At 47.0% G+C, this 22,382-nt stretch carries 24 protein-coding genes and 1 tRNA gene; 21 read left to right on the top strand and 4 right to left on the bottom strand.

The annotated features are described in order from the left end of the window. Positions 1–92 precede the first annotated feature (92 nt). The 10 genes from AC3RCI_RS20345 (at position 93) to AC3RCI_RS20300 (ending at position 6,235) form a co-directional block, all read left to right on the top strand. Positions 93–165: transfer RNA gene (locus AC3RCI_RS20345), tRNA-Val, on the top strand. Positions 166–373: 208 nt separating this feature from the next. Further along, positions 374–1,564: an acyltransferase family protein gene (locus tag AC3RCI_RS20340; RefSeq protein WP_492526142.1), complete on the top strand. Its 1,191-nt coding sequence runs from the start codon at positions 374–376 to the stop codon at positions 1,562–1,564. A 159-nt stretch (positions 1,565–1,723) separates the two neighbouring features. Further along, entirely contained in the window at positions 1,724–2,143 is a 420-nt protein-coding gene (locus AC3RCI_RS20335; RefSeq protein WP_095290080.1) for an organic hydroperoxide resistance protein, read from the top strand. Positions 2,144–2,335: 192 nt separating this feature from the next. Continuing rightward, the gene (locus AC3RCI_RS20330; RefSeq protein WP_492526140.1) at positions 2,336–2,911 is read left to right on the top strand and encodes a YdhK family protein; all 576 of its coding nucleotides are present in this window, start codon (positions 2,336–2,338) and stop codon (positions 2,909–2,911) included. Positions 2,912–3,010: 99 nt separating this feature from the next. Beyond that, on the top strand, positions 3,011–3,193 hold the full coding sequence (locus tag AC3RCI_RS20325; RefSeq protein ID WP_095290083.1) for a hypothetical protein: 183 nt from the start codon (positions 3,011–3,013) through the stop codon (positions 3,191–3,193). 181 nt (positions 3,194–3,374) lie between these two features. Further along, entirely contained in the window at positions 3,375–3,989 is a 615-nt protein-coding gene (locus AC3RCI_RS20320; RefSeq protein WP_492526138.1) for a TetR/AcrR family transcriptional regulator, read from the top strand. Between the two features lie 4 nt (positions 3,990–3,993). Beyond that, on the top strand, positions 3,994–4,734 hold the full coding sequence (locus tag AC3RCI_RS20315) for an SDR family oxidoreductase (protein WP_492526136.1): 741 nt from the start codon (positions 3,994–3,996) through the stop codon (positions 4,732–4,734). Between the two features lie 100 nt (positions 4,735–4,834). After that, complete coding sequence (locus tag AC3RCI_RS20310; protein WP_095359404.1) at positions 4,835–5,035, top strand: hypothetical protein; 201 nt, start codon at positions 4,835–4,837, stop codon at positions 5,033–5,035. Between the two features lie 229 nt (positions 5,036–5,264). After that, the gene (locus AC3RCI_RS20305; protein ID WP_095359403.1) at positions 5,265–5,819 is read left to right on the top strand and encodes a stalk domain-containing protein; all 555 of its coding nucleotides are present in this window, start codon (positions 5,265–5,267) and stop codon (positions 5,817–5,819) included. A 98-nt stretch (positions 5,820–5,917) separates the two neighbouring features. Next, a complete protein-coding gene (locus tag AC3RCI_RS20300; RefSeq protein WP_095290091.1) occupies positions 5,918–6,235 on the top strand; it encodes a DUF1292 domain-containing protein in 318 nt (105 codons plus the stop codon). Positions 6,236–6,388: 153 nt separating this feature from the next. On the opposite strand, the gene AC3RCI_RS20295 is transcribed toward AC3RCI_RS20300, so the two are convergent. Continuing rightward, on the bottom strand, positions 6,389–7,864 hold the full coding sequence (locus AC3RCI_RS20295) for an aminotransferase class I/II-fold pyridoxal phosphate-dependent enzyme (RefSeq protein ID WP_095290184.1): 1,476 nt from the start codon (positions 7,862–7,864) through the stop codon (positions 6,389–6,391). A gap of 177 nt (positions 7,865–8,041) precedes the next feature. Between AC3RCI_RS20295 and AC3RCI_RS20290 the strand changes: the two genes are divergently transcribed. After that, the gene (locus tag AC3RCI_RS20290) at positions 8,042–9,337 is read left to right on the top strand and encodes an MFS transporter (protein ID WP_492526134.1); all 1,296 of its coding nucleotides are present in this window, start codon (positions 8,042–8,044) and stop codon (positions 9,335–9,337) included. A gap of 126 nt (positions 9,338–9,463) precedes the next feature. Here AC3RCI_RS20290 and AC3RCI_RS20285 read toward each other — a convergent pair whose 3' ends face one another. Further along, positions 9,464–9,631 (bottom strand): hypothetical protein, encoded by a 168-nt coding sequence (locus tag AC3RCI_RS20285; RefSeq protein WP_492526132.1) that lies wholly within the window; start codon positions 9,629–9,631, stop codon positions 9,464–9,466. A 287-nt stretch (positions 9,632–9,918) separates the two neighbouring features. Here AC3RCI_RS20285 and AC3RCI_RS20280 point away from each other — a divergent pair, with 287 nt between their 5' ends. The 3 genes from AC3RCI_RS20280 to AC3RCI_RS20270 all read left to right on the top strand — a co-directional run bounded on the left by AC3RCI_RS20280 (position 9,919) and on the right by AC3RCI_RS20270 (position 12,853). Continuing rightward, a complete protein-coding gene (locus AC3RCI_RS20280) occupies positions 9,919–10,518 on the top strand; it encodes a YkzI domain-containing protein (RefSeq protein ID WP_127537838.1) in 600 nt (199 codons plus the stop codon). Positions 10,519–10,690: 172 nt separating this feature from the next. After that, the gene (gene gnd / locus AC3RCI_RS20275) at positions 10,691–12,100 is read left to right on the top strand and encodes an NADP-dependent phosphogluconate dehydrogenase (protein ID WP_492526130.1); all 1,410 of its coding nucleotides are present in this window, start codon (positions 10,691–10,693) and stop codon (positions 12,098–12,100) included. A gap of 243 nt (positions 12,101–12,343) precedes the next feature. Further along, entirely contained in the window at positions 12,344–12,853 is a 510-nt protein-coding gene (locus tag AC3RCI_RS20270) for a shikimate kinase (RefSeq protein WP_492526128.1), read from the top strand. A 221-nt stretch (positions 12,854–13,074) separates the two neighbouring features. Here the strand turns inward: AC3RCI_RS20270 and AC3RCI_RS20265 are convergent, their stop codons facing one another. Continuing rightward, positions 13,075–13,380 carry a rhodanese-like domain-containing protein gene (locus tag AC3RCI_RS20265; RefSeq protein WP_095290189.1) on the bottom strand — a complete coding sequence of 102 codons (306 nt, stop codon included), beginning with the start codon at positions 13,378–13,380 and terminating at the stop codon, positions 13,075–13,077. Positions 13,381–13,527: 147 nt separating this feature from the next. On the opposite strand from AC3RCI_RS20265, the gene aroA reads away from it, so the two are divergent. The 4 genes from aroA to ptsP all read left to right on the top strand — a co-directional run bounded on the left by aroA (position 13,528) and on the right by ptsP (position 19,350). After that, a complete protein-coding gene (gene aroA / locus AC3RCI_RS20260) occupies positions 13,528–14,823 on the top strand; it encodes a 3-phosphoshikimate 1-carboxyvinyltransferase (RefSeq protein ID WP_127537840.1) in 1,296 nt (431 codons plus the stop codon). A gap of 221 nt (positions 14,824–15,044) precedes the next feature. Further along, on the top strand, positions 15,045–15,479 hold the full coding sequence (locus AC3RCI_RS20255; protein ID WP_095290193.1) for a CoA-binding protein: 435 nt from the start codon (positions 15,045–15,047) through the stop codon (positions 15,477–15,479). 233 nt (positions 15,480–15,712) lie between these two features. Beyond that, positions 15,713–17,593 carry a glucose PTS transporter subunit IIA gene (locus AC3RCI_RS20250; RefSeq protein WP_492526126.1) on the top strand — a complete coding sequence of 627 codons (1,881 nt, stop codon included), beginning with the start codon at positions 15,713–15,715 and terminating at the stop codon, positions 17,591–17,593. Continuing rightward, positions 17,590–19,350, top strand: a complete 1,761-nt coding sequence (gene ptsP, locus AC3RCI_RS20245; RefSeq protein ID WP_492471499.1) for a phosphoenolpyruvate--protein phosphotransferase — start codon at positions 17,590–17,592, stop codon at positions 19,348–19,350. Before AC3RCI_RS20250 ends, ptsP begins: the two co-directional genes overlap by 4 nt. A 121-nt stretch (positions 19,351–19,471) precedes the next feature. Here ptsP and AC3RCI_RS20240 read toward each other — a convergent pair whose 3' ends face one another. After that, complete coding sequence (locus AC3RCI_RS20240) at positions 19,472–20,002, bottom strand: type 1 glutamine amidotransferase domain-containing protein (RefSeq protein ID WP_095290198.1); 531 nt, start codon at positions 20,000–20,002, stop codon at positions 19,472–19,474. Positions 20,003–20,152: 150 nt separating this feature from the next. On the opposite strand from AC3RCI_RS20240, the gene AC3RCI_RS20235 reads away from it, so the two are divergent. From AC3RCI_RS20235 to ccpA, 3 genes are all read left to right on the top strand, one after another. Beyond that, the gene (locus AC3RCI_RS20235) at positions 20,153–20,683 is read left to right on the top strand and encodes a hypothetical protein (protein ID WP_492526124.1); all 531 of its coding nucleotides are present in this window, start codon (positions 20,153–20,155) and stop codon (positions 20,681–20,683) included. Between the two features lie 122 nt (positions 20,684–20,805). Further along, positions 20,806–21,153 carry a bacillithiol system redox-active protein YtxJ gene (ytxJ, locus tag AC3RCI_RS20230; protein WP_127537844.1) on the top strand — a complete coding sequence of 116 codons (348 nt, stop codon included), beginning with the start codon at positions 20,806–20,808 and terminating at the stop codon, positions 21,151–21,153. A 92-nt stretch (positions 21,154–21,245) separates the two neighbouring features. After that, positions 21,246–22,253: a catabolite control protein A gene (gene ccpA / locus AC3RCI_RS20225; RefSeq protein ID WP_127537845.1), complete on the top strand. Its 1,008-nt coding sequence runs from the start codon at positions 21,246–21,248 to the stop codon at positions 22,251–22,253. Positions 22,254–22,382: the final 129 nt, after the last annotated feature.

Below are 22,382 nucleotides of genomic sequence, written 5' to 3'. Positions count from 1 at the left end.
ATCTCCACAAAATATAACCAATAAACCATTGACATTGTAGGCGTTTACTTGGTATGATACTGTTACTTCATTCGAACAGAATAGGTTATCATGATCTGTTAGCTCAGCTGGGAGAGCACTATCTTGACAGGGTAGGGGTCAGTGGTTCGAGCCCACTACAGATCATATCGAAAAGTCCTTGCGTAGCAAGGGCTTTTTTCTTGTTTGTGGAAGTAATTTTTATAGTGTCCAAGGGGTTCCGTACATTTAACATTAACGTTTCTTAATCGGTTAGGCCACTTTATGTAGTTCACTCATTATTGTGCTTGATCAAAGCAAATAATAAATGATACATTATGTATCAAAAGACGAGTGGATAGAGAGGTGCTGGGCAATGAAGTTGAATACCAGTGTATTGGATGGTTTGAGGTTTTTACTAGCATTATGGGTTGTTTGTGGGCACTTCTACATCATTATTGGGGGCACAAATTTCTTTAATATTCCTTTTGTTTCGAGTCTACTACAACAGCCCATAATAGCTGTAAATGGCTTCATGATCATAACTGGTTTCTTAATGACTTACCACTATATTCTCAGGGAAGAAAGAGAACCATTTCTTGATGCGTCCACAGGAGTAAAATTTATTTTGAGAAGATTTTTCAGACTTTACCCTATATACTTTCTTGCTATAATTGCTGCCTTTTTCCTTGTTGAAAATATGTATTTGTTAAGGAAAGAAATATTGGAGTTTTTTACCGGTAGTTCGATTACTGTTTTTGGTAATGAGAGCAAATTAGAGACGCCAACATTGGTGGGTATGTTCTCTCATTTACTTTTTATTCATGGGCTGATACCTCACGAAGACAGTACTATACTATCTGTAGCATGGAGTTTATCACTTGAAATGCAATTTTACGTTATGTTCCCGATAATTTTTGCTGTCCTGTTTAGAAAACAAGCAAGTTTGAGATTTAGTGTGATAACCGTTATTTCCGTTGTAGTATCTGTTTTATCACTTAACTATTTAAAATCATATTTTGATATGCCAGCTGCCCTTTTCTTTAGAATGCCTGTGTTTATCTTGGGTATGATGGTTGCGGCGGCAGCCTTGAAAAAACTTAGATGGAGATTTGTTGCTCTTAACGGGTGCATTATTCTTGCGGTGGAGGACAGGTTAACAATTATCTTATCTATCGGGCTCATCTTCTTAATGTTTTACGAGAATTTGAAGCTTGTTTTGCCACGAAGTATATATTCAATTATTTCATTAATTGGAGGACTCCTTTCGAATAAAGTGTCTAAATTCGGCGCTGACATTTCATATTCACTTTACTTGATGCATATGATAATAATGCCTTTCATAATAAAATTCTTCATCGATTTAAATTATTCAAAGCTCCTTACAGCAGGGCTGTCTTTTGTATCTTTGCTGGTTATAACAATAACTTTATCATATGTCCTTTATCTGTATATCGAAAAGCCGTTTATTGCCATGGGTAAGCGAGTGATTGCAACATTACCAAGACCGACACGCGCGCAAGTGGAAATTTCAACTGATTTTTCAGGATCAGAGGCAATAAAATAAGAAAACGAAGTGTTGAAGTCGCCAATATGGCGGCTTCTTTTTTTATAACAAAATAATTATTTACAAACAAAATTAAATTGTGTACAATCAAATTGTAAACAATAATTAAACGAGATTATTTTATCAAATAAAATTCAATGATGAAGAGGAGAAATGACAATGAAAACTCTATATGAAACGACAGTAATCAATACAGGTGGACGTCAAGGGATCGTACAATCACCAGATAACGTATTTATGCTGGATGTAGCTGCACCGCCGGAGCTTGGTGGTAAAGTGACTACGGCTACGAATCCGGAGCAGCTGTTTGCAGCAGGATATAGTGCATGCTTTAACTCTGCTTTGGAGTTTCAATTGAAGAAACACAATGTGGAAATTGAGCGAAGCACCGTATCTGCAACGGTTATGCTTGTTACAGATCCTTCGGACAACGGAGTGAAGTTGGAAGTGGAGCTGGAAGTGAAAATTGAGGGTCTTGACGAAGAGACAGCCCAGAAATTTGTCAAACTTGCCCATGACTATTGCCCATACTCCAAAGGAATCAGAGGCAATGTGAATGTAACTCTGGAGATGGCGTAACAATCAATACGAACTAAGAACACCTTCAAATGTCTGTCCCATTGCCATTGCAAAAAGGGGAAAGGACAGAGTTGAAGGTGTTTTTTTTTATTATAGTGGTCTAAGGGTAAAGCTTGGAGGTTGAAGGTTGAAATATACCTATATGGGGTATATTATAGGATATCTAGATTAGCATTTCAAAGGAGAGTAGACATGAAAAAATACGTAATGATGATGGTATCTCTACTGATCACCGGAAGTCTGATAGTAAGTGGTTGCGGTAAAAATACGGAACAGAATAGCGGCAATGGCAGCGGAGACAGCAATAACAGTCATACAGCCACTACAGGAGAAATGCACCATTCGGATTCAGGAGAGCTGCCGCAAGGGCTTATGGAAAAGGTGGATCCTACCTATCCGGTTGGCAGCCAGGTTATCATGAGTGCCGACCATATGTCCGGTATGAAAGGGGCAACCGCTACGATTGTTGGGGCCTATGAAACGACCGTTTATGCTGTTACGTATACACCGACAACGGGAGGAGAGCCGGTGAAGAATCACAAGTGGGTGATTCAGGAGGAAATAAAGGAGCCCAAAGATAAGCCCTCTAAAGTTGGAGCAGAGGTTGTATTGGATGCCGATCACATGACCGGTATGAAAGGGGCGAAAGCCACCGTTGATTCCGCTAAACAGACGACAGTGTATATGGTGGATTACATTCCGACAACTGGAGGAGATCTGGTGAAAAATCATAAATGGGTTACAGAGGATGAGTTATCCGCTGAATAGATAACAGAATCTACTATGAGATTAATTAATTCTTTAACTCAATTCTGGGTTACAATGGAACTTGAAGGCGGAACTTAGCTGCTGGAAAGGGGAATGTATATGATGGATTTTAGCAAACCACCGCATGCCTCAGAGACAGAAACACACAGCCAGCGTCATCAGGAGCGTGAACAACAGCTTATATCGGGTGGAGGTAAAGGCATTTGGTGGGAAATCAGCAACTGGCTGATTCTTGGAGGAATTCTGGTTGTCCTATTCTTACTGTTCAAGTATGTTTTCTAAATAAAGAAGCGATTAGATGAAGAGTCCCTTTGCTGGGGCTCTTTTTTGCTGGGATTGAAGAGCATTTATCATTAGAGTGACAAATGACAAAAATCAATATTTGTCACTTGTCATAAACTGTGATATTCTAACTTTACGATGGAGGTGACAAATGGGTGGTTAGTCTAACCATCTTAAGGATATGACCAAAGACAAAATTTCTGAATTTCTGACCAAAGAGCAGATCATTACAGCCACGCAGGAAACCATCCGGCGTTTTGGTGCTGCCAAAACCTCCGTTACAGATGTAGCCAAATTGCTTGGAGTCAGCCATGGAACCATTTACAGGCATTATGCCAGCAAGAAGGAGTTGCTTGAAGGTGTAACGGCACAGTGGTTGGAAGATGAGATTATCGCTCCACTTGCGAAGGTCGTAAGCGTACAGACCGAAGCTGGAGAAGGAATACAGCATCTCAAAAAATATATCGAAACCTTAAATCACCTTAAACGGCACTATGCAGAATCAGACACAGAGTTATTTGATATGTATGCCAAGGTTACACAGGAATCGGCAGAACTCATTTACAGACATGTGGAGCAGTTAACACAGCATCTCGCCGAGATTATACAGCAGAACCAGCAGCTTCGTTTCCCGAAACCGAACAAGGTTGCTGCAGGAATTTTACACGCAACAGCTCGCTTTCATCATCCCGCACATGCGTATGAATGGCATCGTGAGACCATCGATGAGGAATTTGAGCAGGTATGGTTGCTGATTGAGCAAGGTGTATTTCATCTGAATACAGGGAGGAAGTAATCTCATGACAAATTTATCAGGTAAAGTTGCCATCGTTACTGGATCATCACGCGGAATTGGACGGGCTATAGCGCTGCAGCTCGCCGAGCTTGGCGCAGACATCGTCATCAACTATGCGAGCAGTCCAGACAAGGCTGAAGAAGTGGCAGAACGAGTTCGGCAAAAGGGTGTCCGGGCGATCGCGATCCACGCAGATTTGGCACAAAAGAATCATGTGGAGCACTTATTTGCCGAAACGGTGAAGCAGCTGGGCAAAGTGGATATTCTGATCAACAACGCAGGAGTGATGAAAACGACACCTTTGGCGGACGTTACCGAGGAGGAGTTTGACCAGCAATTTGCGATTAATGTGAAGGGGACGTTCTTTGCCTGTCAACAAGCTCTGAAAATCATGGAAATCGGAGGACGAATCGTGAACTTTTCCACCTCCGTAATTGGCCAGATGTTTCCCGGATATAGCGTGTACGCAGGTACCAAGGGTGCAGTGGAGCAATTTACTCGACAGCTCGCGAAGGAATTCGGCTCCAAACAGATTACTATTAATGCAGTGGCACCTGGTCCGGTGAATACGGAACTGTTTGCCGCTGGCAAGACAGAACAGCAGCTGGAAGGGCTGCGCAAGATGAATGCATTTGGTCGCTTGGGCGAACCGGAGGACATTGCAAGTGTTATCTCTTTTCTTGTCAGCCCTGAATCGCAGTGGGTCACCGGACAGACACTGCGTGTAAACGGTGGTTTTATCTAACGATCTCGCAAGAATAGTCGTTCGGCATTGACACCAAACCGGGCGAATCCCCATATGATGCACTACATTAGTAAGCACTTGCGGAAATGGGGAATCCGGGATGGCAAAGGCCAAAGGTAAAAAAGCACCAGCGTTGAAGAGTGACAAACTCCGTGTGTCCATGAAATTGGTCACTTCAGATGTGTGCGAGCGATGCAAGACACCCTGTACACGAGGCATGGAATACGCTGCACGCATGCGGACGGCAGGAGCCGTAGGGAAAGGCGTTCCTTGCATCCTGACTCGGCACACGACTTCCTAAGTGTCTTTTCAGGCTGAAGTTTCCCAGAAATAATTCGTATAAGCTCGTATTTACAACAACCATACTACAGAGGCGTTCTCGAAGGAGAAGGGCCTCTTTTTGATTGTTCCAAGGGGTGGGAAATTTTCTGGATAAAAAATGAAAAATGATGAAAAACAGCGCAACTTTGTAGTTGAACCTGCAGTATAAATGTACAACAGCTTGCAGCAGGGGAGGGAATATTGACGGAATGAAATGGAAAAGAATATTGCTGTGTGTCACGGTATTCTCCTTGCTCGGCGGGTCTTTATTGTTTGCGGATTCCGTAAACGAAAAGGTTCGGGTGCTCATTAACGGCAAGGAAGCAGCTGACGGAGGTTACCTGATCGATGGAACGACCTATGTACCTGTGAGAGAAGCAGGCGGGATCGCCAAATGGGATAACAGCAACAAGCGAGTAACGGTGATTAAGCCGAATGTACATATTTTTCTGTTTAAGGGAGACACCGTATTTGGCAACGTGAACGTTGGCAAATTGAAATTCAATGTGTTTTCTCAAGTGGACAGCTTAACAACGGATGTAGCCGCAGTGAAGGTGACCATTACCAATCCGAGTGGCCAGGTGAAGGATATTCAATCCCAGGAGCTCAAAACCCAGAAAGATAATTTCTGGTTCCGGACTTACGATTTTACGTATGATTTCAGTCGTGCTGGCAAATACCAGGTTGGTTTTCATATTAAAGAAAATGCAAACAGCAACTACGTTCTGGTGGCAGAGAAAATCATTACCGCACTGAACGAATGAGGCGAAAAATAACGTTGCTGAGTAAATTGACCTAGCCTTGCGAACATGTTACGATATGCAAGGTTACACAATTTCTATTTACAAAGCGAGGTATATCAATGAGCGATCACACACATGAACACGGCGATGCCTGCGGCTGCGGTCACGACCATGACCACGACCACGAGCATGAAGAAGTTCTTCTGACTCTGACAGACGAGAACGGAAATGACGTGGAGATGGTTTTGGTGGAGACGTTTGACGTGGAAAACCATGTTTATGCGCTCCTACTGGAACGTAACAATCCTGAAGCTGACGGCATCATTCTGCGTATGGAAGAAGAAGACGAGGAAATGGTGCTCTACAATATTGAAGACGAAGCCGAGTGGAACCGCGTTGAAGCGGCATACAACGAGCTCGTCGCAGGACAAGAGTAATTTTTTTCTTATGCAATAGAACAACGGGGCTCCTTGATCTCAAGGGGTCTTTTGTTTGTTTTCACGCTTTAAAAAAGCAACAAAAAAGGGCCAAGCCGGAGCTTGGTCCTTCGATATCATTACCCATGGGGGTAGGATCATTAGACTAATCCCTTAGAAAATCGCATCTGCTTCCACAATGACTTTCACATTGGTGACACTGCGGTCTTCGGGGCCTTTTACAGGCAATCCAACCTCTACATGGTCGATAATGTAATCAATATTTTCTTGCGTAATAACCTCACCCGGCAGCAGAATCGGAATTCCAGGCGGGTATACGTAGATGAATTCAGAGATAATACGTCCTGCAGATTCTTTAAAAGGAATGACCTCCGTATCCCCGTAGAATGCATCACGCGGTGTGAGCATCAATTGTGGAACGTCAGGAACCTTAACCACAAGTTCATGTGCAGGGTTAACCTGATAATACGTACGGGACAGATCTTGAAGTGCGTTCAGCAAGATGTCCACCGATTCATCCGTATCGCCAGGAGTGATCAGGCACAGAATATTATACATATCACTGAGCTCGACCTCAATATTGTAATGTTCACGCAGCCAGTTCTCGGTCTCATAGCCTGTGATGCCAAGATGACGGACATGAATGGTTACTTTAGTTGGATCATAGTTAAAGGTTGCCTCCGTACCGAGCAGCTCTTTGCCGAAGCAGTACAAACCGTCAATATCGTTAATGGTACGTCTCGCGAATTGGGCCAGATCAATGGCCTTTTGCGCCATTTCGTGACCGTGCAGCGCCAGATTGCGTCTTGACGTATCAAGTGAAGCAAGCAAGATATACGAAGTGGACGTCGAAGTCAGCATACTGAGAATCGTCTGTACACGCTGCGGATTCACAAATCCGTTCTTGGTGTTCAGATTCAGCACGGAACTCTGTGTCATGGAACCGCCAAGTTTGTGCACACTTGTTGCAGCCATATCCGCTCCGGCAGCCATTGCAGACAACGGCAGTTCCTCATGGAAATGAATGAGTACGCCATGTGCTTCATCCACAAGTACAGGCACTTGGTAGCTATGTGCGAGTTCGACAATCTCTTTTAGGTCTGTACATACACCGAAGTACGTTGGATTAATGACCAGCAATGCCTTGGCGTCCGGATGACGCTCAAGCGCACGTCGTACAGCACCTGTAGTCACGCCGTGGTCGATACCGAGGTTGGCATCCTGTGCGGGAGATACGAAAACAGGCTTCGCTCCTGAGAAAATAATGGCAGACATGACCGATTTATGAACGTTGCGGGGCACAATAATTTTGTCACCCGGTTCGCATACCGACAGAATCATAGTCATGATTGCACTGCTTGTGCCTTGCACACTAAAATAGGTATGATCGGCTCCGAATGCATCGGCTGCCAGAATCTGCGCTTCCTCAATGACACCGGTTGGCTGATGAAGATCATCCAGCGGAGCGATGTTGATCAAATCTATGGAGAGGGCATTATCGCCGATAAATTCACGAAATTCGGTATCCGTTCCCAATCCTTTTTTATGTCCCGGGATATGAAATTGCACCGGATTGAGTGCCGCATGGTTTTTTAAAGCGGTAAACAGCGGCGTACGGCGGTGATCCATCAGTGCTGTCACAACCTTTCCTGATAAAATGTCAAACAAAGATGAGTATAGCAAATTAGGAACCGAATGCAAGCGGTAGGCTTGACAAATTTTCAAATTGCTAAGATTTGGGCGTATCCCTGACGGTTACAGTATGGATAGGAGATGGGCCGGTGAACACCGAAAGGGGAATATGAAATGCAGACAGAAATTAAACCAGCCAAAATTTTGCGCTCACCATTTTTCATCGCGATGTGGTTAACGCTTTTCTTGGTTGAAGTGATTAAAGGAGCACTACTGGTGGCCGTCCTGCCAGTGTATATGGATAATATTTTGGGATTGTCCGCAGGGGTGATTGGTGTAGCCTTTGCCCTTCAATACCTGGGTGACAATCTGTTCAGGGCACCATCGGGCTGGGCAGCAGAACGCATCGGTTTTCGTGCAACGATGGTGACGGCCCTGATCTGTACATTGATTGCGGTACTCATGATCATATTTTTCAAAAGTGCATTTGGACTGGCTCTGGCCTGTCTGATTCTTGGTGTGGGGACATCACCGCTCTGGCCCTGTGCCATGACGGGGGTGACTGCCCTGTCAGGACCTCAAAACAAAAACGGAACAGCGATGGGGGCACTGGAAATGGCCGCTTTGGGTGGAACGGGACTTGGACCGATCGGCATGAACTGGCTGCTTGAGCGTACCGACCACGATTATCGTACCGTATTTCTTGTCCTTCTTGGCTGTGCCGTCCTCGTTATTTTGGTCGCCATGATTCTACCAGGACGGGTGGTGGTGGAAGAACAGCAGCATACAGTAGGGGAAACGACCGCAAAAGCGGTTAAATACCCGCCGAAGCCTCATCTGCTTACACCTTTAATCAGGCTCAAAAACAGTGTACAGGGGACCCTGCAGCGGGTGCGCAGCACGCTTAATGTCAATCCGCTGGTATACCCTGCCCTGTTTATGCAGTCCTTTGTTATAGGCCTCCTCAGTCCGGTTATTACGTTGTATACCCGAACTGACCTTCATATTTCACCAAACCTGTATAGTCTGCTGTTAATCGCAGGCGGCGGTATAACGGTGATTGCCCTGCTTCCAGTGGGTAAAATGGTGGATCGATTCGGGACATCGATATTTCTGCATATGGGCTTTTTACTCGCCTCTGCAAGTCTGTTTGCCTTTGCGTCCATTACATCCATTCCGATTGTTTTCGGCATCGTTATGATGGTAGGGGTTAGTTATGCCATGATTTTACCTGCCTGGAATACCTTCGTGGCTACTCTCATACCGAAGGGGGAGCGAGGGGCCATCTGGGGATTTTTCCTCACCCTTCAGGGGTCCGGCATGGTTGTGGGCCCCATCGTTTCGGGGTTGTTATGGGACCACATCAGCCACCCGGCTCCATTTATCGGAAGTGCTGTTGTTATGGCCGGGCTTGCGGTTGTGCATTTTGTGTTATCGCGAAGACCGTATCGCACAGCACCTGCCAAATGAACATAAAAAGGAGTTCCTATACCGGGTTGAATCCGGTGTTGGAACTCCTTTTGCTATATGCAAGCCACAACATTCAGAACATGGTTACTGTTTATAGATGTTAATGGACCCATTTTTCTGAGGGACTTAAGCAAAAGACATCTTGTACAGCGGGAGGAGCGTCTGGGATGTGGAACGGACCGTTTCCATGAACTTGTCCCCGTCTGCAAGAAGCGGAATATCCCGATCCCTGCGCAGACCGCACATCACCTCGGCTTTTTTCCCCGTCTTCAGCTTGCTAAATGATTTTATCAAAATCCTCAAACTTGAAATACATCAAAATCGTTGTCGTTAAAACCCGAGAAATTGATCTGTATTCCTCCATTTCGCGTCCAGTATATCATGAAATTCGGGGGCTTGCCCCTGTGCATTCGCGGAAACATCGATTCCACTGTAGGATTCGATGAAAAATAGTCAAATAACCAAGTACCCTTACATAAAATGAAGTATAAAATAGGGTAAGCCGATACGGAAGAAGCAATGAATTAAGCACGGGAAGAAGAGGACCGGTAACACATCCGGTACAAATGGAGGGGAGTGCCGTGAATAAGAGTTATGAAGTTGAATATTGCAATCTGGAGCTGCGGTTCAACCGTCGGCATATCCAAAATTTGATCAAAGACCTTATTCGTGAAGGGTATTCACTATATTGGAGCGAGGATGAATCCTTTTTTATTCTGTCTGTCCGCACCGGGCGCAAGCTGGTAAAGCTCCGTTTTCAACAGACACGCAGCGGGAACTACAAGATGACAGGTGACTACATCATTAAGGACGCCAAGCTGGCAGAATGGCTTGAGAAGCTGATAGGGGATACACGCGGGCATGCTGTCGTTAAACGTTTCAAGGATCAGCAGATGACGGTGGAGAACATTCTGTTTGGTGAGGTAATACGTCTCGTGGAAGTTTCCGGCTTCAAACAGCGTGTCATTTTTCAAAAGGAACCCGCGCCGACGGCGGAGGAGATGGAAGAGATGTTTCTATCGCGAGAAGGGGAGGAGCGTCTCATGCTCCTGCGGATGGAAATTGATGATGAACTGGAGCGTCTGTACGCTGCCATTCAGATGGACAATACAGAGAAAGCAGACATCTGCCGAGAGACATTAAAGCGTCTGTCCGGGCACATGCTGATGCTCGAAGGTTGAGCAGGAAGACCGTATTTATGAAAATACGATGAACACCTCAGATATTTGGGGTGTTTTCTCGTTGCGCAGCAGGAGTACGGGGTTCACTTCCATGCGTAAAACCGTTAAAATGGGGGTATTGTTGAGAGTCAATTTCAATAAAATTAATTGGAGCAAAGGATGGAGGACCCAGATGGCAAAACAACAGATCGGTGTCATTGGACTTGCAGTAATGGGCAAAAATTTGGCCCTTAACATTGAAAGCAGAGGCTTCACGGTGTCGGTATTTAACCGTTCCCCGGAGAAAACCAATGATCTTCTGAAAGAAGCTGAAGGCAAAAACCTCACAGGCACGTTCTCCATTGAAGAGTTCGTGGCATCCCTGGAATCCCCGCGCAAAATTTTGATCATGGTACAAGCCGGTAAAGCGACGGATGCAACCATTGAGCAATTACTGCCTCACCTGGATGAGGGCGACATCATTATTGACGGAGGGAACGCCTACTTCCCTGATACCCAGCGCCGCAGCAAAGAGCTGGAGGAAAAAGGCATTCGCTTTATCGGTACCGGTGTATCCGGCGGTGAAGAAGGCGCGTTGAAAGGTCCTTCCATTATGCCGGGCGGACAGGAAAGTGCGTACAAGCTGGTTGAACCGATTCTGACAGCCATCTCCGCCAAGGTTGGCGACGATCCTTGTTGTACATATATCGGACCGGATGGTGCCGGACACTACGTCAAAATGGTGCATAACGGTATTGAATACGGAGATATGCAGTTGATTGGTGAGGCATACCACCTGCTCAAATCCGTTCTGAATGTTTCCGTTGAGGAATTGCACGAAATCTTCACAGAGTGGAATCAAGGCGAACTGGACAGCTATCTGATCGAGATTACGGCAGATATCTTCTCCAAATACGATCCGGAAACCGGCAAACCGATGGTTGACGTTATTCTGGATGCGGCTGGACAAAAAGGAACAGGTAAATGGACAAGCCAAAGCGCGCTGGATCTCGGCGTACCGTTGTCCATGATTACAGAATCCGTATTCTCCCGTTTCCTGTCCGCGATGAAGGACGAGCGTGTAGCTGCGAGCAAAATCCTGAATGGACCGAAAGCCGAAGCGTTCTCCGGCGATAAAAAAGCGTTCATTGAAAGTGTACGCAGAGCATTGTTCGCAAGTAAAATCGTATCCTATGCACAAGGCTTTGCCCAAATGCGTGCGGCTTCCGACGAGTATGGTTGGGATCTGAAATACGGTAACATCGCGATGATCTTCCGCGGCGGCTGCATTATCCGTTCGCAGTTCCTGCAAAACATCAAAGAAGCTTATGACAAAGATGCAGCACTCAAAAACCTGCTTCTGGATCCATACTTCCAAAATATCGTTGAATCCTACCAGGATGCGTGGCGTGAAGTTGTAGCAGCTGCTGTACAGCAAGGTATTCCGGTACCTGGCTTCTCCAGCGCGCTTTCCTACTACGACAGTTATCGTACAGAGCGTTTGCCTGCAAACCTGCTGCAAGCGCAGCGTGACTACTTCGGCGCTCACACGTTCAAACGTGTGGATAAAGAGGGAAGCTTTCATCACAACTGGATGGAATAATATACATTTGTTCATTCGAAGCTTAACAGCTTTAATATGAGGTTGGGGTGCTCTCCCTGTTCGTTTGAGACACCCTTTCTTGAAGAATGGCCTGGAGTTCCGGTATGCCGGATGCTTCCGGGTCATTTTTCATGATACGTCTGTTTTCCAACAGACCTATTGTGGCCTTCCCCCGTTAGCAGGGCTGTGTTATGATAGGACAAAAGCGCTCATGAAATGCTTGAGATAAAGGAGTGTACACCCTTGAGCAAGTCTAACAATATTATTCTCATAGGCATGATGGGAACCGGCAAATCAACGGTAGCTGACCTGCTCGCCCGTGAGCTGGGTTACAAGCTGATCGATGTGGACACCGCGGTGGAGAAAGAGGAAGGCTGTACGATTCCGGAATTGTTCACAAGCAAAGGTGAGTCGTATTTCCGTGATGCTGAGAGCCGCATGTTATGTTCGATTCTGGAAAAGAAGTCGCAGGTGGTCGCAACCGGAGGCGGTGTGGTACTACGTTCTGACAATTGTGATGTCATGTCGAAGAACGGCTGGATTGTTGCGCTGACTGCTGATCCCGCAGTAATTGTACAGCGCGTAAGCGGCGATGATAAACGTCCTCTTCTGGCAGGCAATGCAAAGGAGCGCATTCATACCATTATGAAGGAACGGAAGGACGCCTATAAATTTGCGCATTACACAGTGGATACAACCGAGTTATCCGCAGCTGAAGTGTCTCGTCTTATTTTAGCGCATTACCGCGTCTAAGCTTGTATTCGCTGCATTTTGATGTCTATTATGACCTCAAGTATTGGGGAGTTACAACTGTGAAGCAGATGATAAGGAGCAATGATTTGGTGGGAATATAACAAAACGGGCCAGATGGCCCGTTTAAAACTGACTGTAGCGGAGCGGAATCCAAAGGCTACAGGGAAATTGCCTTTTTGCGATTCCTGATAACGCTGTGTTGGGTTTCTGCTCCATATTACTCAGTCTTCCTGCTGCCATTGCAGCATGCCGCCAACCATGTTGGTGCAGCCTGCATAACCAAGCTGCTGCAGGTACTCGGCGGCACGCTCGCTGCGGTAACCGCTGCGGCAGATCAGAATGATCTCGCCGGACTTTTCGATTTCGGACAATCTGTCCGGAATTTGTCCCAGCGGGATGTGCTTGGCTCCTTCAATCATGCCTTGCGCGACTTCCTCGTCCTCACGAACGTCTATCATCTGAAGCTTCTCTCCTGCCTGCAGGCGGCGACGCAGCTCGGATGTTTCTATTTCAGCTATTTGAGTCATCATTCAGGTCCTCTTTTCTGTATGGACTTAACGCCTATAATGATACCCAAGCTATGTGGGGGATGTCAATTTAGCGAATCGACTTCGTTTTATTTGTAACAAATATATAAAGCAGATTAATCTGATCAATGAAGGAGAATTTCATCCATGGACGTAATTGTTAAACCAACCCCTACACTGAATGGGGAAATTGGAGCCCTTTCCTCCAAAAACTACACTACCCGCTATCTGCTCGCAGCAGCACTGGCAGAAGGTACAAGTACAATTCATTATCCGGCCCACAGCGAAGACAGTGATGCAATGCGCAGATGTATCCGTGATCTTGGAGCCGTACTAGAAGAAGATGACAGCAAGATCGTCATTCAAGGCTTCGGCAGTCATCCTCGTGATGTGCGCGAGTTAAATGTAGGCAACGCAGGTGCAGTGCTTCGCTTCCTGATGGGCGTAACCGCGCTCTGCCCTGAAGTTACCTTTGTGAATACCTATCCGGACTCACTCGGTAAACGTCCGCATGACGACCTGATTGATGCTCTTGGCCAGCTTGGTGTTGAAGTGCAGCATGAACAAGGACGACTGCCGATCACGATCAAAGGTGGTAATGCCAAGGGCGGGCATATCCGTGTGTCCGGATCAGTAAGTTCCCAGTATTTGAGCGCATTGCTTTTTGTTACTCCGCTTCTTGCAGAAGACAGCACCATTGAAGTGTTGAACGACCTCAAGTCCAAAGTGGTAATCGGTCAAACACTTGAAGTGCTTGAACAGGCAGGAATCGTTATTCATGCGAGCGATGATTACATGTCTTTCCGCGTACCTGGTGGTCAGGCTTATCAACCGCAAACGTATACCGTTCAAGGAGACTATCCTGGTTCGGCCGCAGTTCTGGCTGCAGCGGCGGTTACTCAATCGGATGTGAAGATTCTGCGCCTGATGGAACAGAGTAAACAGGGGGAGCGCGCGATTGTTGACGTTCTGCGAATGATGGAAGTGCCGCTCACGCATGAAAATGATGTGGTACATGTACAAGGTAACGGAACCTTGAAAGCCGTAGAATTTGACGGAGATGCAGCGACGGACGCTGTTTTGGCGATGGTAGCCGCGGCTGTATTTGCGGAAGGGACCTCACGGTTTTATAATGTAGAGAACCTGCGCTACAAGGAATGTGACCGAATTACGGATTACCTGAACGAGCTGCGCAAGGCAGGGGCAAACGTGGAAGAGCGCCAGGCCGAGATTATCGTTCACGGACGTCCGGAGGGCGTCGAAGGCGGCGTAGAGATTAATGCTCACTTCGATCATCGCGTTATCATGGCATTGACCGTGGTTGGCCTTCGTTCCAAAGAGCCGCTTCGTATTCGGGATGCACACCACGTAGCCAAGTCCTATCCTCAATATTTTGATCATTTGCAGGCGCTTGGCGCCTCGGTTCAATGGGTAAAAGAGTAAAATAACACGTTTAAGAGGTTGTTCAAAAAGTCCGCTTTTGATTACGAAGGATGCCTAGCGGCATCATCAGCATCGAATATGGAATTCAGCCGAAATGTCCGTTGCTCACGTAGTTTTCCCTACGCTCCGCTACTCCATTTCTAGCTTCATCCCATCTTCTCGGTACTGAAAACTGGTCTTTTTGAACACGCACTTTAAGCAGAAAAGGATGGTGCTTGAACATGGAATTTAACAACCCAACTCGCGAAGAAATTGGGCAACTTTTACGCAAGGCAGGCAACATCGCAGTCGTCGGCTTATCGGACAAATCGGATCGGACATCCTACATGGTTGCAGAAGCCATGCAGAGTAGAGGATATCGGATCATTCCGGTTAATCCACAAGCACAGGGAGAGATCCTTGGTGAGAAAGTATATGCAACCCTCGCGGATATTCCCGAGCCCGTGGATATTGTGAATGTGTTCCGTCGCAGCGAATATACACCGGAAGTAGCTCGTGAAGCCGCAGCCATCAAAGCAAACGTCTTGTGGCTCCAGCTTGGCATTCACAATGATGAGGCTGTACAGATTGCGGCTGAGAACGGAATGACAGCCGTAACGAATCGCTGCATCAAGGTGGAGGACTCCATCGTTCTGCGCGGTGCCGGACGCGGTTAAGCGAATATGGAATAGACTGGATCCCGTTAACTTCAAGTTAACGGGATTTTTCTGTGTTTAGAGCTGCGAATGCTCCTTCGCTTTAAACTGCTTTCTTGCCTTAAGATTGTAGCTGTGGTGGTCATTTGGTCGCTAGTCATAAGAGTTTGCGGCAAATTTCCAGCAGCTTACCGTTTTGCTTTGACAAAACGTTTCGTAAAGCTTACCATCTAGGATAGAAAGGAGAGGTCGCCATGAATTGGCTCGGATCCTTGCAGCAGCTCGGACGAGCGGTAATGCTGCCTACAATGGTCCTGCCCGCAGCCGCAATTTTGCTGAGTGTTGGCAGTTTGCCCTGGGACGCCTGGGGATTGAAAGTTGTTGGTGAAGTGTCTACCGTGGCCGGACACGGTATTTTTTATTTTTTGCCGTATTTGTTTGCTGTCGGTGTAGCATTGGGACTCTCCAACCAGGCCGGACAAGCGGGACTTGCCGCTTTGGCCGGTATCGTTATATATGATCAGGTGACTCGCCATTTCGGGGATGGAACCATACAGCCAGCTTCTTTAGTTGGAATTATTCTCGGCGCTCTGGCCGGGGTGACACATAATCGGTTCAAAAGCATCAAGCTGCCTGAGATATTGCAATTTTTTGGCGGGTCCAGATTTGTATTGCTGATCGTTGGGCTGTGCTCGGCGCTGTTTTCCTGTTTCATGCTGTGGCTCGCCCCCATACTACAGCATGGACTGAATGCGATCGCCGCTTGGGAATACAGTCTCGGCGGTTTTGGGTTGTTCATTTACGGAGTGCTATACAGAGTATTGGTTGCATTTGGACTGCATCACTTGCTTAACAATGTGTTCTGGTTTCAGCTGGGGACGTATGAAACGCCAGACGGTAACATTGTGCAGGGGGATCTGCCACGTTTTTTTGCAGGCGATCCAACGGCGGGTTACTTTATGGCAGGGTTGTTTCCCATCATGATGTTTGCCATACCTGCCATTGCCTTTGCAATTATCCAGGAGGCAAGGGAAGATCTGAAACCGAAGATCAAAAAGACATTTCTCACTTCTGCGTTGGTTTGTTTTCTGACAGGTGTATCCGAGCAGATTGAATTTGCCTTTTTGTTTGCAGCACCTTATCTGTTTATCGTACATGCCGTTATGTCCGGACTTGCGATGTGGATTGGTTATTGGCTTGATATCAGGCACGGCTTCTCTTATTCCGCCGGGATTATCGATTACATACTCAACTTCCATCTATCAGAGAATGCTTGGAAACTCATACCGATTGGCATACTATATGGGCTGGTTTATTACTTCCTGTTCCGTTGGGCCATCCGTACGTTCAAGATTCCAACGCCAGGACGGGAAGAAGGCTCCATGCTGGAGGAGTGGGTGGGGAATATTCCTTACCAGGCACCATTGATCCTGGAAGCATTGGGCGGTAAGGAGAACATCGTTCAGGTAGAGGCATGTATTACACGGCTTCGTCTGACGGTGCACAACGACCGTCTCATCGATACGGGAGCCATGAAGAGTATGGGGTCTGCGGGGCTGATCAAGCTCGGTGGCGGTAACGTCCAGGTCGTGTTTGGCACGTATTCCGAATTGATTCGTGAAGAGATTGCCAAGCTCCTGGAGCGGGATTTGCCGCAAGTCCTGTTCTGTGCACCGGTTCAAGGCAAAATGCTGCCGATCGAAGAGGTGCCTGATCAGATCTTTGCAGCGAAGCTGGTTGGGGATGGGGTGGCTTTTGTTCCGGAAAAGGGAGAGCTGGTGTCACCAGTCTACGGAACGATTATGCACCTGTATCCGACGATGCATGCTTTGGGCATATCCACTCGGGAAGGACTTGAGGTCCTGCTTCATATCGGTATCGATACCTCGCAGCTGAAGGGGCATTTTGAAGCCTTTGTTCAGGAAGGAGATACCGTCGAGCCCGGGCAGTTGTTGATCAAGTTTGATCTGGCTGTATTGCGGGCAGAGGCAGCTTCACTCACTACACCGATGGTGATTACGAATCCGGATCGTGTTAAATCATGGAGCTTTGCTCCATTTAAGCAAGTCAAGAAAGGTCAGGCATCCGTCATGTCCGTGGTGCTCTATGACAGGAACGTTGGAGGGGTAGAATGAAGATACAAGGCATCAATGGAGCTGCAGGCGTAGCCATCGGCAAAGCATTTGTCCTGCCCAGTTGGGAATGGGATCTGCCGGACCAGAAGATGGACTCGGTGGATCTCGCCCAGGAGTTCGAACGGCTGTACGAGGGAATACGGACATCGAAGGATGAGATCGAATTTATCAAGAATGAGTTCAAGGAAGTTGTCGGTCCGGAGGAGTCCAGCATCTTTGATGCACATCTGGCCATTCTGGAAGATCCGGTATTCATGAACGAGATTCGCGGCATTATTGAACGGCAGTACAAAGCGGCAGAAGTGGCGGTAAAAGAAGCCATTGACCACTTTGTTACCATGTTCGATTTGCTGGATGATGAATATATGAAGGAACGGGCGATCGACATCAAGGATGTCGGCAACCGATTGTTGAAGCATCTGCTGGGAGCCCCGGAGATTACGCTCCCTTCGGATACTCAACCTTATATACTTGTAGCCAAGGAACTGTCTCCATCACAGCTGGCCCATCTGAATCCCAGTCACGTACTGGGCATTGTGACCCTGATCGGTGGCAAGACGTCGCATTCGGCAATTATGGCCCGTGCGCTTGGCATCCCCCTCGTTTCCGGTTTGGAAGCGAGTGTTGGCATGCCAGTGGACACCGGGGATATGTTAGTGGTGGATGGTGATAACGGCTTGGTATTCACAGAACCGGATCGCAAGACAATTGAACGGTACACCATGATTCGCAGCAAACAGCTGAAGAAAAAGGAACAGCTCCAAGTACTCGCTACAGTGGATGCGATCACGAAGGACGGAGCAATGCTGCATCTGGCATCGAACATCAGCTCCGTGAAGGAGCTGGATCTGGCTCTCAAGCACGGGGCAAAAGGTGTAGGCCTGTTCCGCACGGAATTTTTGTACATGGACCGTGCGACCTTCCCAGGCGAGCAGGAACAGTATGAGGTGTATCGTTTGGTAGCGGAGAAGACGGCAGGTCAATCCGTGGTCATTCGTACACTGGATATTGGCGGTGACAAACAGCTCGATTATTTCGAACTGCCTGAAGAGGATAATCCATTTTTGGGTTATCGGGCCATCCGGATCAGCCTGGACCGCAAGGATCTGTTTAAGACACAGCTCACAGCAATTCTGCGGGCCAGTGCGGCAGGGAACGTCAAGATTATGTATCCCATGATCTCCTCTGTGGAAGAACTTAGACAGGCCAATGAGGTTCTGCGTGAAGCGATGGCCGATCTGGATGAACGTCAAATTGCTTATGATCCTCATATTAAAGTGGGAATCATGATCGAAGTGCCTGCAGCAGTCATGATTGCTGACCTGCTGGCCGAGGAAGCGGATTTCTTCAGCATCGGGACAAACGATCTGGTACAGTACGTGCTGGCTGTAGACCGTATGAATGAACAGATTGCTCACATGTACCATCCGTATCATCCGGCAGTTCTGAGAATGCTGCGTGCAACGGTCGATGCTGCTCGCACCGCTGGAATTGAGGTTAGTGTGTGTGGAGAGATGGCAGGTGACGAACGTTCCATTCCACTTTGGCTGGAGCTGGGCATTCGTAATCTTAGCATGTCACCGCAATCTCTGCTGCGGGTGAAGCACAGGGTGCTGAACACAACAGCCGTGGACGCCAAAGAAGTGGCGCGTGACTGCTTTGCACTGAGAACCAGTGCAGACATTGAGCAGCGTTTGCAGAAATATAATGATTCAACAGGAAATCCTGATGAACAAAGCGGGTCCAATGCTTCTTGAGTCCATTGAGGCATGAAAAATACCTTTAAATTAATATATTCATTTTTATACCATTTAAGTTAATATGATACAAAAAAAAGAGCCCTCGCCATGAGCGAAGGGCTTTTTTTGTATTCCTGATTTACTTTTCAGCAAGTGCATCACAGAATGCTTTGCCATAGGGAGGAAGATCAGGCGGACGACGAGCCGAAATGATATGTCCATCGACAACAACGGCCTCATCCTTCCAGATTGCTCCGGCATTTTCCATATCGTCCCGAATGCCAGGTGTGGAAGTTACGGTGACCCCATCCAGAATTTTGGCGGAGATCAGCACCCAGCCAGCGTGACAGATCTGCCCAATCGGCTTGCGATCTGCATGCATGTCCTTCACCAGTTCAAGGACTTTCGGATAACGGCGGAGCTTGTCAGGTGCCCAGCCGCCTGGCACGAGAATGCCATCATATTGTGAACTGTCCAGTTCATCGAAGCTGTATTCCGCTTCAGCGGGAACACCGTATTTTCCGATGTAGACTTTACCTTTTTTCTCTCCAGCCAGATGTACCTCTGCACCTTCTTCACGCACACGATGTACCGGGTACCACAACTCCAGATCCTCAAATTCTTCATCGACCAGTGCGATGACTTTTTTTCCTGTTAATCTCACAACCATCTCTCCTTTTGCCGTGGTTAGGATGTCGCAACTTATATTGTAACAGATTCTGTATGACACTTCATGATTGTGCATTTTCCCTGTTCGGATAGCGGTTACATATATATGAAAACTTATTTTCGACAACCTGCATTTGGGGGGAGTGGTAATTTGTACAACCTGTGGTTTGCAGCAGGATTACGCGGAGAAAGGTCGAATGGTAACGTATACGAGTATAGAACGAATGAGGTGATGAATGTGCGCAAAACGTGCAAATGCGGACATGTAATGGAATTGGAATTGAGAACTGTAGTTTATGCGAAAAAAGTGGAGATTCGGAATGTGCCAGTTTTCGCATGCACGGATTGTGTTTCATACGAAGTATTACAGCCGGTCAAGCCGGATTTGAAAGAATGTATCAGCAAGCTGGGGGAACAACCCGTGAAACAGGATCTATCCTTTGGCAAGCAAAATGAACTTGCAGATCTCTTTCATGAACAACTGCTGGCCTGGCCAGATGCAAGTGATCGCGAGATGGAACATCACATGCAGCAAGCCGTAAACGAACGAATTAATCTGCTGCTTGATATTATGGGATATGCTCAGAAGTCGGGCGACGAAGAATGGATGGAAACCACGGAGCGCAGGCTGAGCCAATTGTCCGGTTTTGTATGGCAGGCGCATTTCTCGAATGCTGTCTAATTTTGACGTGCTAAATGCTTGTTTTCATGAAAATTGGCTTTTTCATGCGCTTTTTGTTAAGATATCCTAGAGTGAAAACGCTAAACATAGCGGTATTCCTGAAAAAGGGGGATGTATATCAAATGGCTGACATGACTAAAATGACAAGTATTGAACAGCTAAACTCCGCAGTGGAGGCTACTGAAGACCAACCCTTGCTTCTGTTTAAGCACAGCACACGCTGCCCGATCAGCGCGAATGCTTATCAGGAGATGAACAATTATTTGCAAAATAATCCTAATGAAAATGTAAACTATGGCATCATTTACGTCGTGGAAGATCGGCCTGTGTCTAATGAAGCAGCCGACAAGCTGGGAGTTAAGCATGAATCTCCGCAGGCGATTCTGGTCAAAAAAGGAATCCCTGTATGGCATACTTCCCATTCGGATATTACTTCGTCCACACTCACGAATGCTCTAAGTGAGTCCTAAAGCCTATTTTAATTGATTAATGCAAAAATTTGTCGTAATATAAATCTTAATGAAAATGGTATGAAAATTTACTGGTAATGGAGAGAAGTACTGTGACGGTAACCATTTATGATGTGGCACGTGAAGCTGGTGTGTCCATGGCAACGGTATCGCGGGTGGTAAATAACAATCCGAATGTTAAGCCACAAACGCGCAAAAAAGTATATGAAGCCATCGAGCGGTTGGGATATCGTCCGAATGCGGTAGCCAGAGGTTTGGCGAGCAAGAAGACAACCACGGTCGGGGTCGTTATTCCGGACATTTCAAACTCGACTTTCGCAGAGATTGCCCGCGGGATCGAGGATATTGCGAATATGTATCACTACAACATTATTTTGTGTAATGCGGACAAGAAAAAGGAAAAAGAAATCCGTGTCATCAACACGCTGCTGGAGAAACAGGTAGATGGCCTGCTCTTCATGGGTGGAACAGTAACGGATGAACATATTCAGGCGTTTCAGTCTGCGGCTGTACCAATCGTGCTCTGTGCAACGAGTGACGAGAAGGGAACATATCCTTCCGTGGATATCGACCACGAAGCTGCAGCTTTTGATGCGGTGAACACATTGATTCGTCATGGGCATAAGGAAATTGCGATGATCAGTGGTACACTGCAGGATCCTGCGAACGGGTATGCCCGTTTCCAAGGGTACAAAAAAGCACTTGAAGCGGCGGGAATGGAATATCAGGAGGATCTGGTACGGATCGGTAACTATCGTTACGAGTCCGGTGTGGAAGCAATGAAATATTTCCTCGGACTGAAGAAGAGACCAACCGCCATCTTTGCTGCAACGGACGAAATGGCCATTGGTGCCATTCACTCCATTCAGGATGAAGGCTTGAAGGTACCAGACGACTTCTCCATCATTAGTGTGGATAACATTCGTATGGCTTCCATGGTTCGTCCTCAATTGACAACGGTGGCACAGCCGATGTATGACCTTGGCGCAGTAGCGATGCGTTTGCTCACCAAGTTGATGAAGAAGGAAAATGTGGAGAACCCACGGGTTATTTTGCCGCATGAAACGATTCTTCGTCTGTCAGTAAGCCACGCTGGCTAAGCCAAAGCAATTCGGAAAGGGAGAAGGAATTCTCTCTACATAATGGATATACGGAAGCTCCGGAGACGGAGCTTTTGTGCTTCATGAGGATGAATCAGGCGAACCGGACAGGTCCGGAAGTGAATAGGG

Source organism: Paenibacillus sp. MT124, from assembly GCF_058792755.1.
Note: the sequence above shows the minus strand (reverse complement) of the source record. Positions and strands in the feature narration are given on the sequence as shown.

Bases quoted from the DNA above. Each gene is read 5' to 3' on its own strand.
- AC3RCI_RS20340 (WP_492526142.1), top strand. From the start codon at position 374: ATGAAGTTGAATACCAGTGTATTGGATGGTTTGAGGTTTTTACTAGCA.
- AC3RCI_RS20335 (WP_095290080.1), top strand. From the start codon at position 1,724: ATGAAAACTCTATATGAAACGACAGTAATCAATACAGGTGGACGTCAA.
- AC3RCI_RS20330 (WP_492526140.1), top strand. From the start codon at position 2,336: ATGAAAAAATACGTAATGATGATGGTATCTCTACTGATCACCGGAAGT.
- AC3RCI_RS20325 (WP_095290083.1), top strand. From the start codon at position 3,011: ATGATGGATTTTAGCAAACCACCGCATGCCTCAGAGACAGAAACACAC.
- AC3RCI_RS20320 (WP_492526138.1), top strand. From the start codon at position 3,375: ATGACCAAAGACAAAATTTCTGAATTTCTGACCAAAGAGCAGATCATT.
- AC3RCI_RS20315 (WP_492526136.1), top strand. From the start codon at position 3,994: ATGACAAATTTATCAGGTAAAGTTGCCATCGTTACTGGATCATCACGC.
- AC3RCI_RS20310 (WP_095359404.1), top strand. From the start codon at position 4,835: ATGGCAAAGGCCAAAGGTAAAAAAGCACCAGCGTTGAAGAGTGACAAA.
- AC3RCI_RS20305 (WP_095359403.1), top strand. From the start codon at position 5,265: ATGAAATGGAAAAGAATATTGCTGTGTGTCACGGTATTCTCCTTGCTC.
- AC3RCI_RS20300 (WP_095290091.1), top strand. From the start codon at position 5,918: ATGAGCGATCACACACATGAACACGGCGATGCCTGCGGCTGCGGTCAC.
- AC3RCI_RS20295 (WP_095290184.1), bottom strand. From the start codon at position 7,864: ATGGATCACCGCCGTACGCCGCTGTTTACCGCTTTAAAAAACCATGCG.
- AC3RCI_RS20290 (WP_492526134.1), top strand. From the start codon at position 8,042: ATGCAGACAGAAATTAAACCAGCCAAAATTTTGCGCTCACCATTTTTC.
- gnd (WP_492526130.1), top strand. From the start codon at position 10,691: ATGGCAAAACAACAGATCGGTGTCATTGGACTTGCAGTAATGGGCAAA.
- AC3RCI_RS20265 (WP_095290189.1), bottom strand. From the start codon at position 13,380: ATGACTCAAATAGCTGAAATAGAAACATCCGAGCTGCGTCGCCGCCTG.
- aroA (WP_127537840.1), top strand. From the start codon at position 13,528: ATGGACGTAATTGTTAAACCAACCCCTACACTGAATGGGGAAATTGGA.
- AC3RCI_RS20255 (WP_095290193.1), top strand. From the start codon at position 15,045: ATGGAATTTAACAACCCAACTCGCGAAGAAATTGGGCAACTTTTACGC.
- AC3RCI_RS20250 (WP_492526126.1), top strand. From the start codon at position 15,713: ATGAATTGGCTCGGATCCTTGCAGCAGCTCGGACGAGCGGTAATGCTG.
- ptsP (WP_492471499.1), top strand. From the start codon at position 17,590: ATGAAGATACAAGGCATCAATGGAGCTGCAGGCGTAGCCATCGGCAAA.
- AC3RCI_RS20240 (WP_095290198.1), bottom strand. From the start codon at position 20,002: ATGGTTGTGAGATTAACAGGAAAAAAAGTCATCGCACTGGTCGATGAA.
- ytxJ (WP_127537844.1), top strand. From the start codon at position 20,806: ATGGCTGACATGACTAAAATGACAAGTATTGAACAGCTAAACTCCGCA.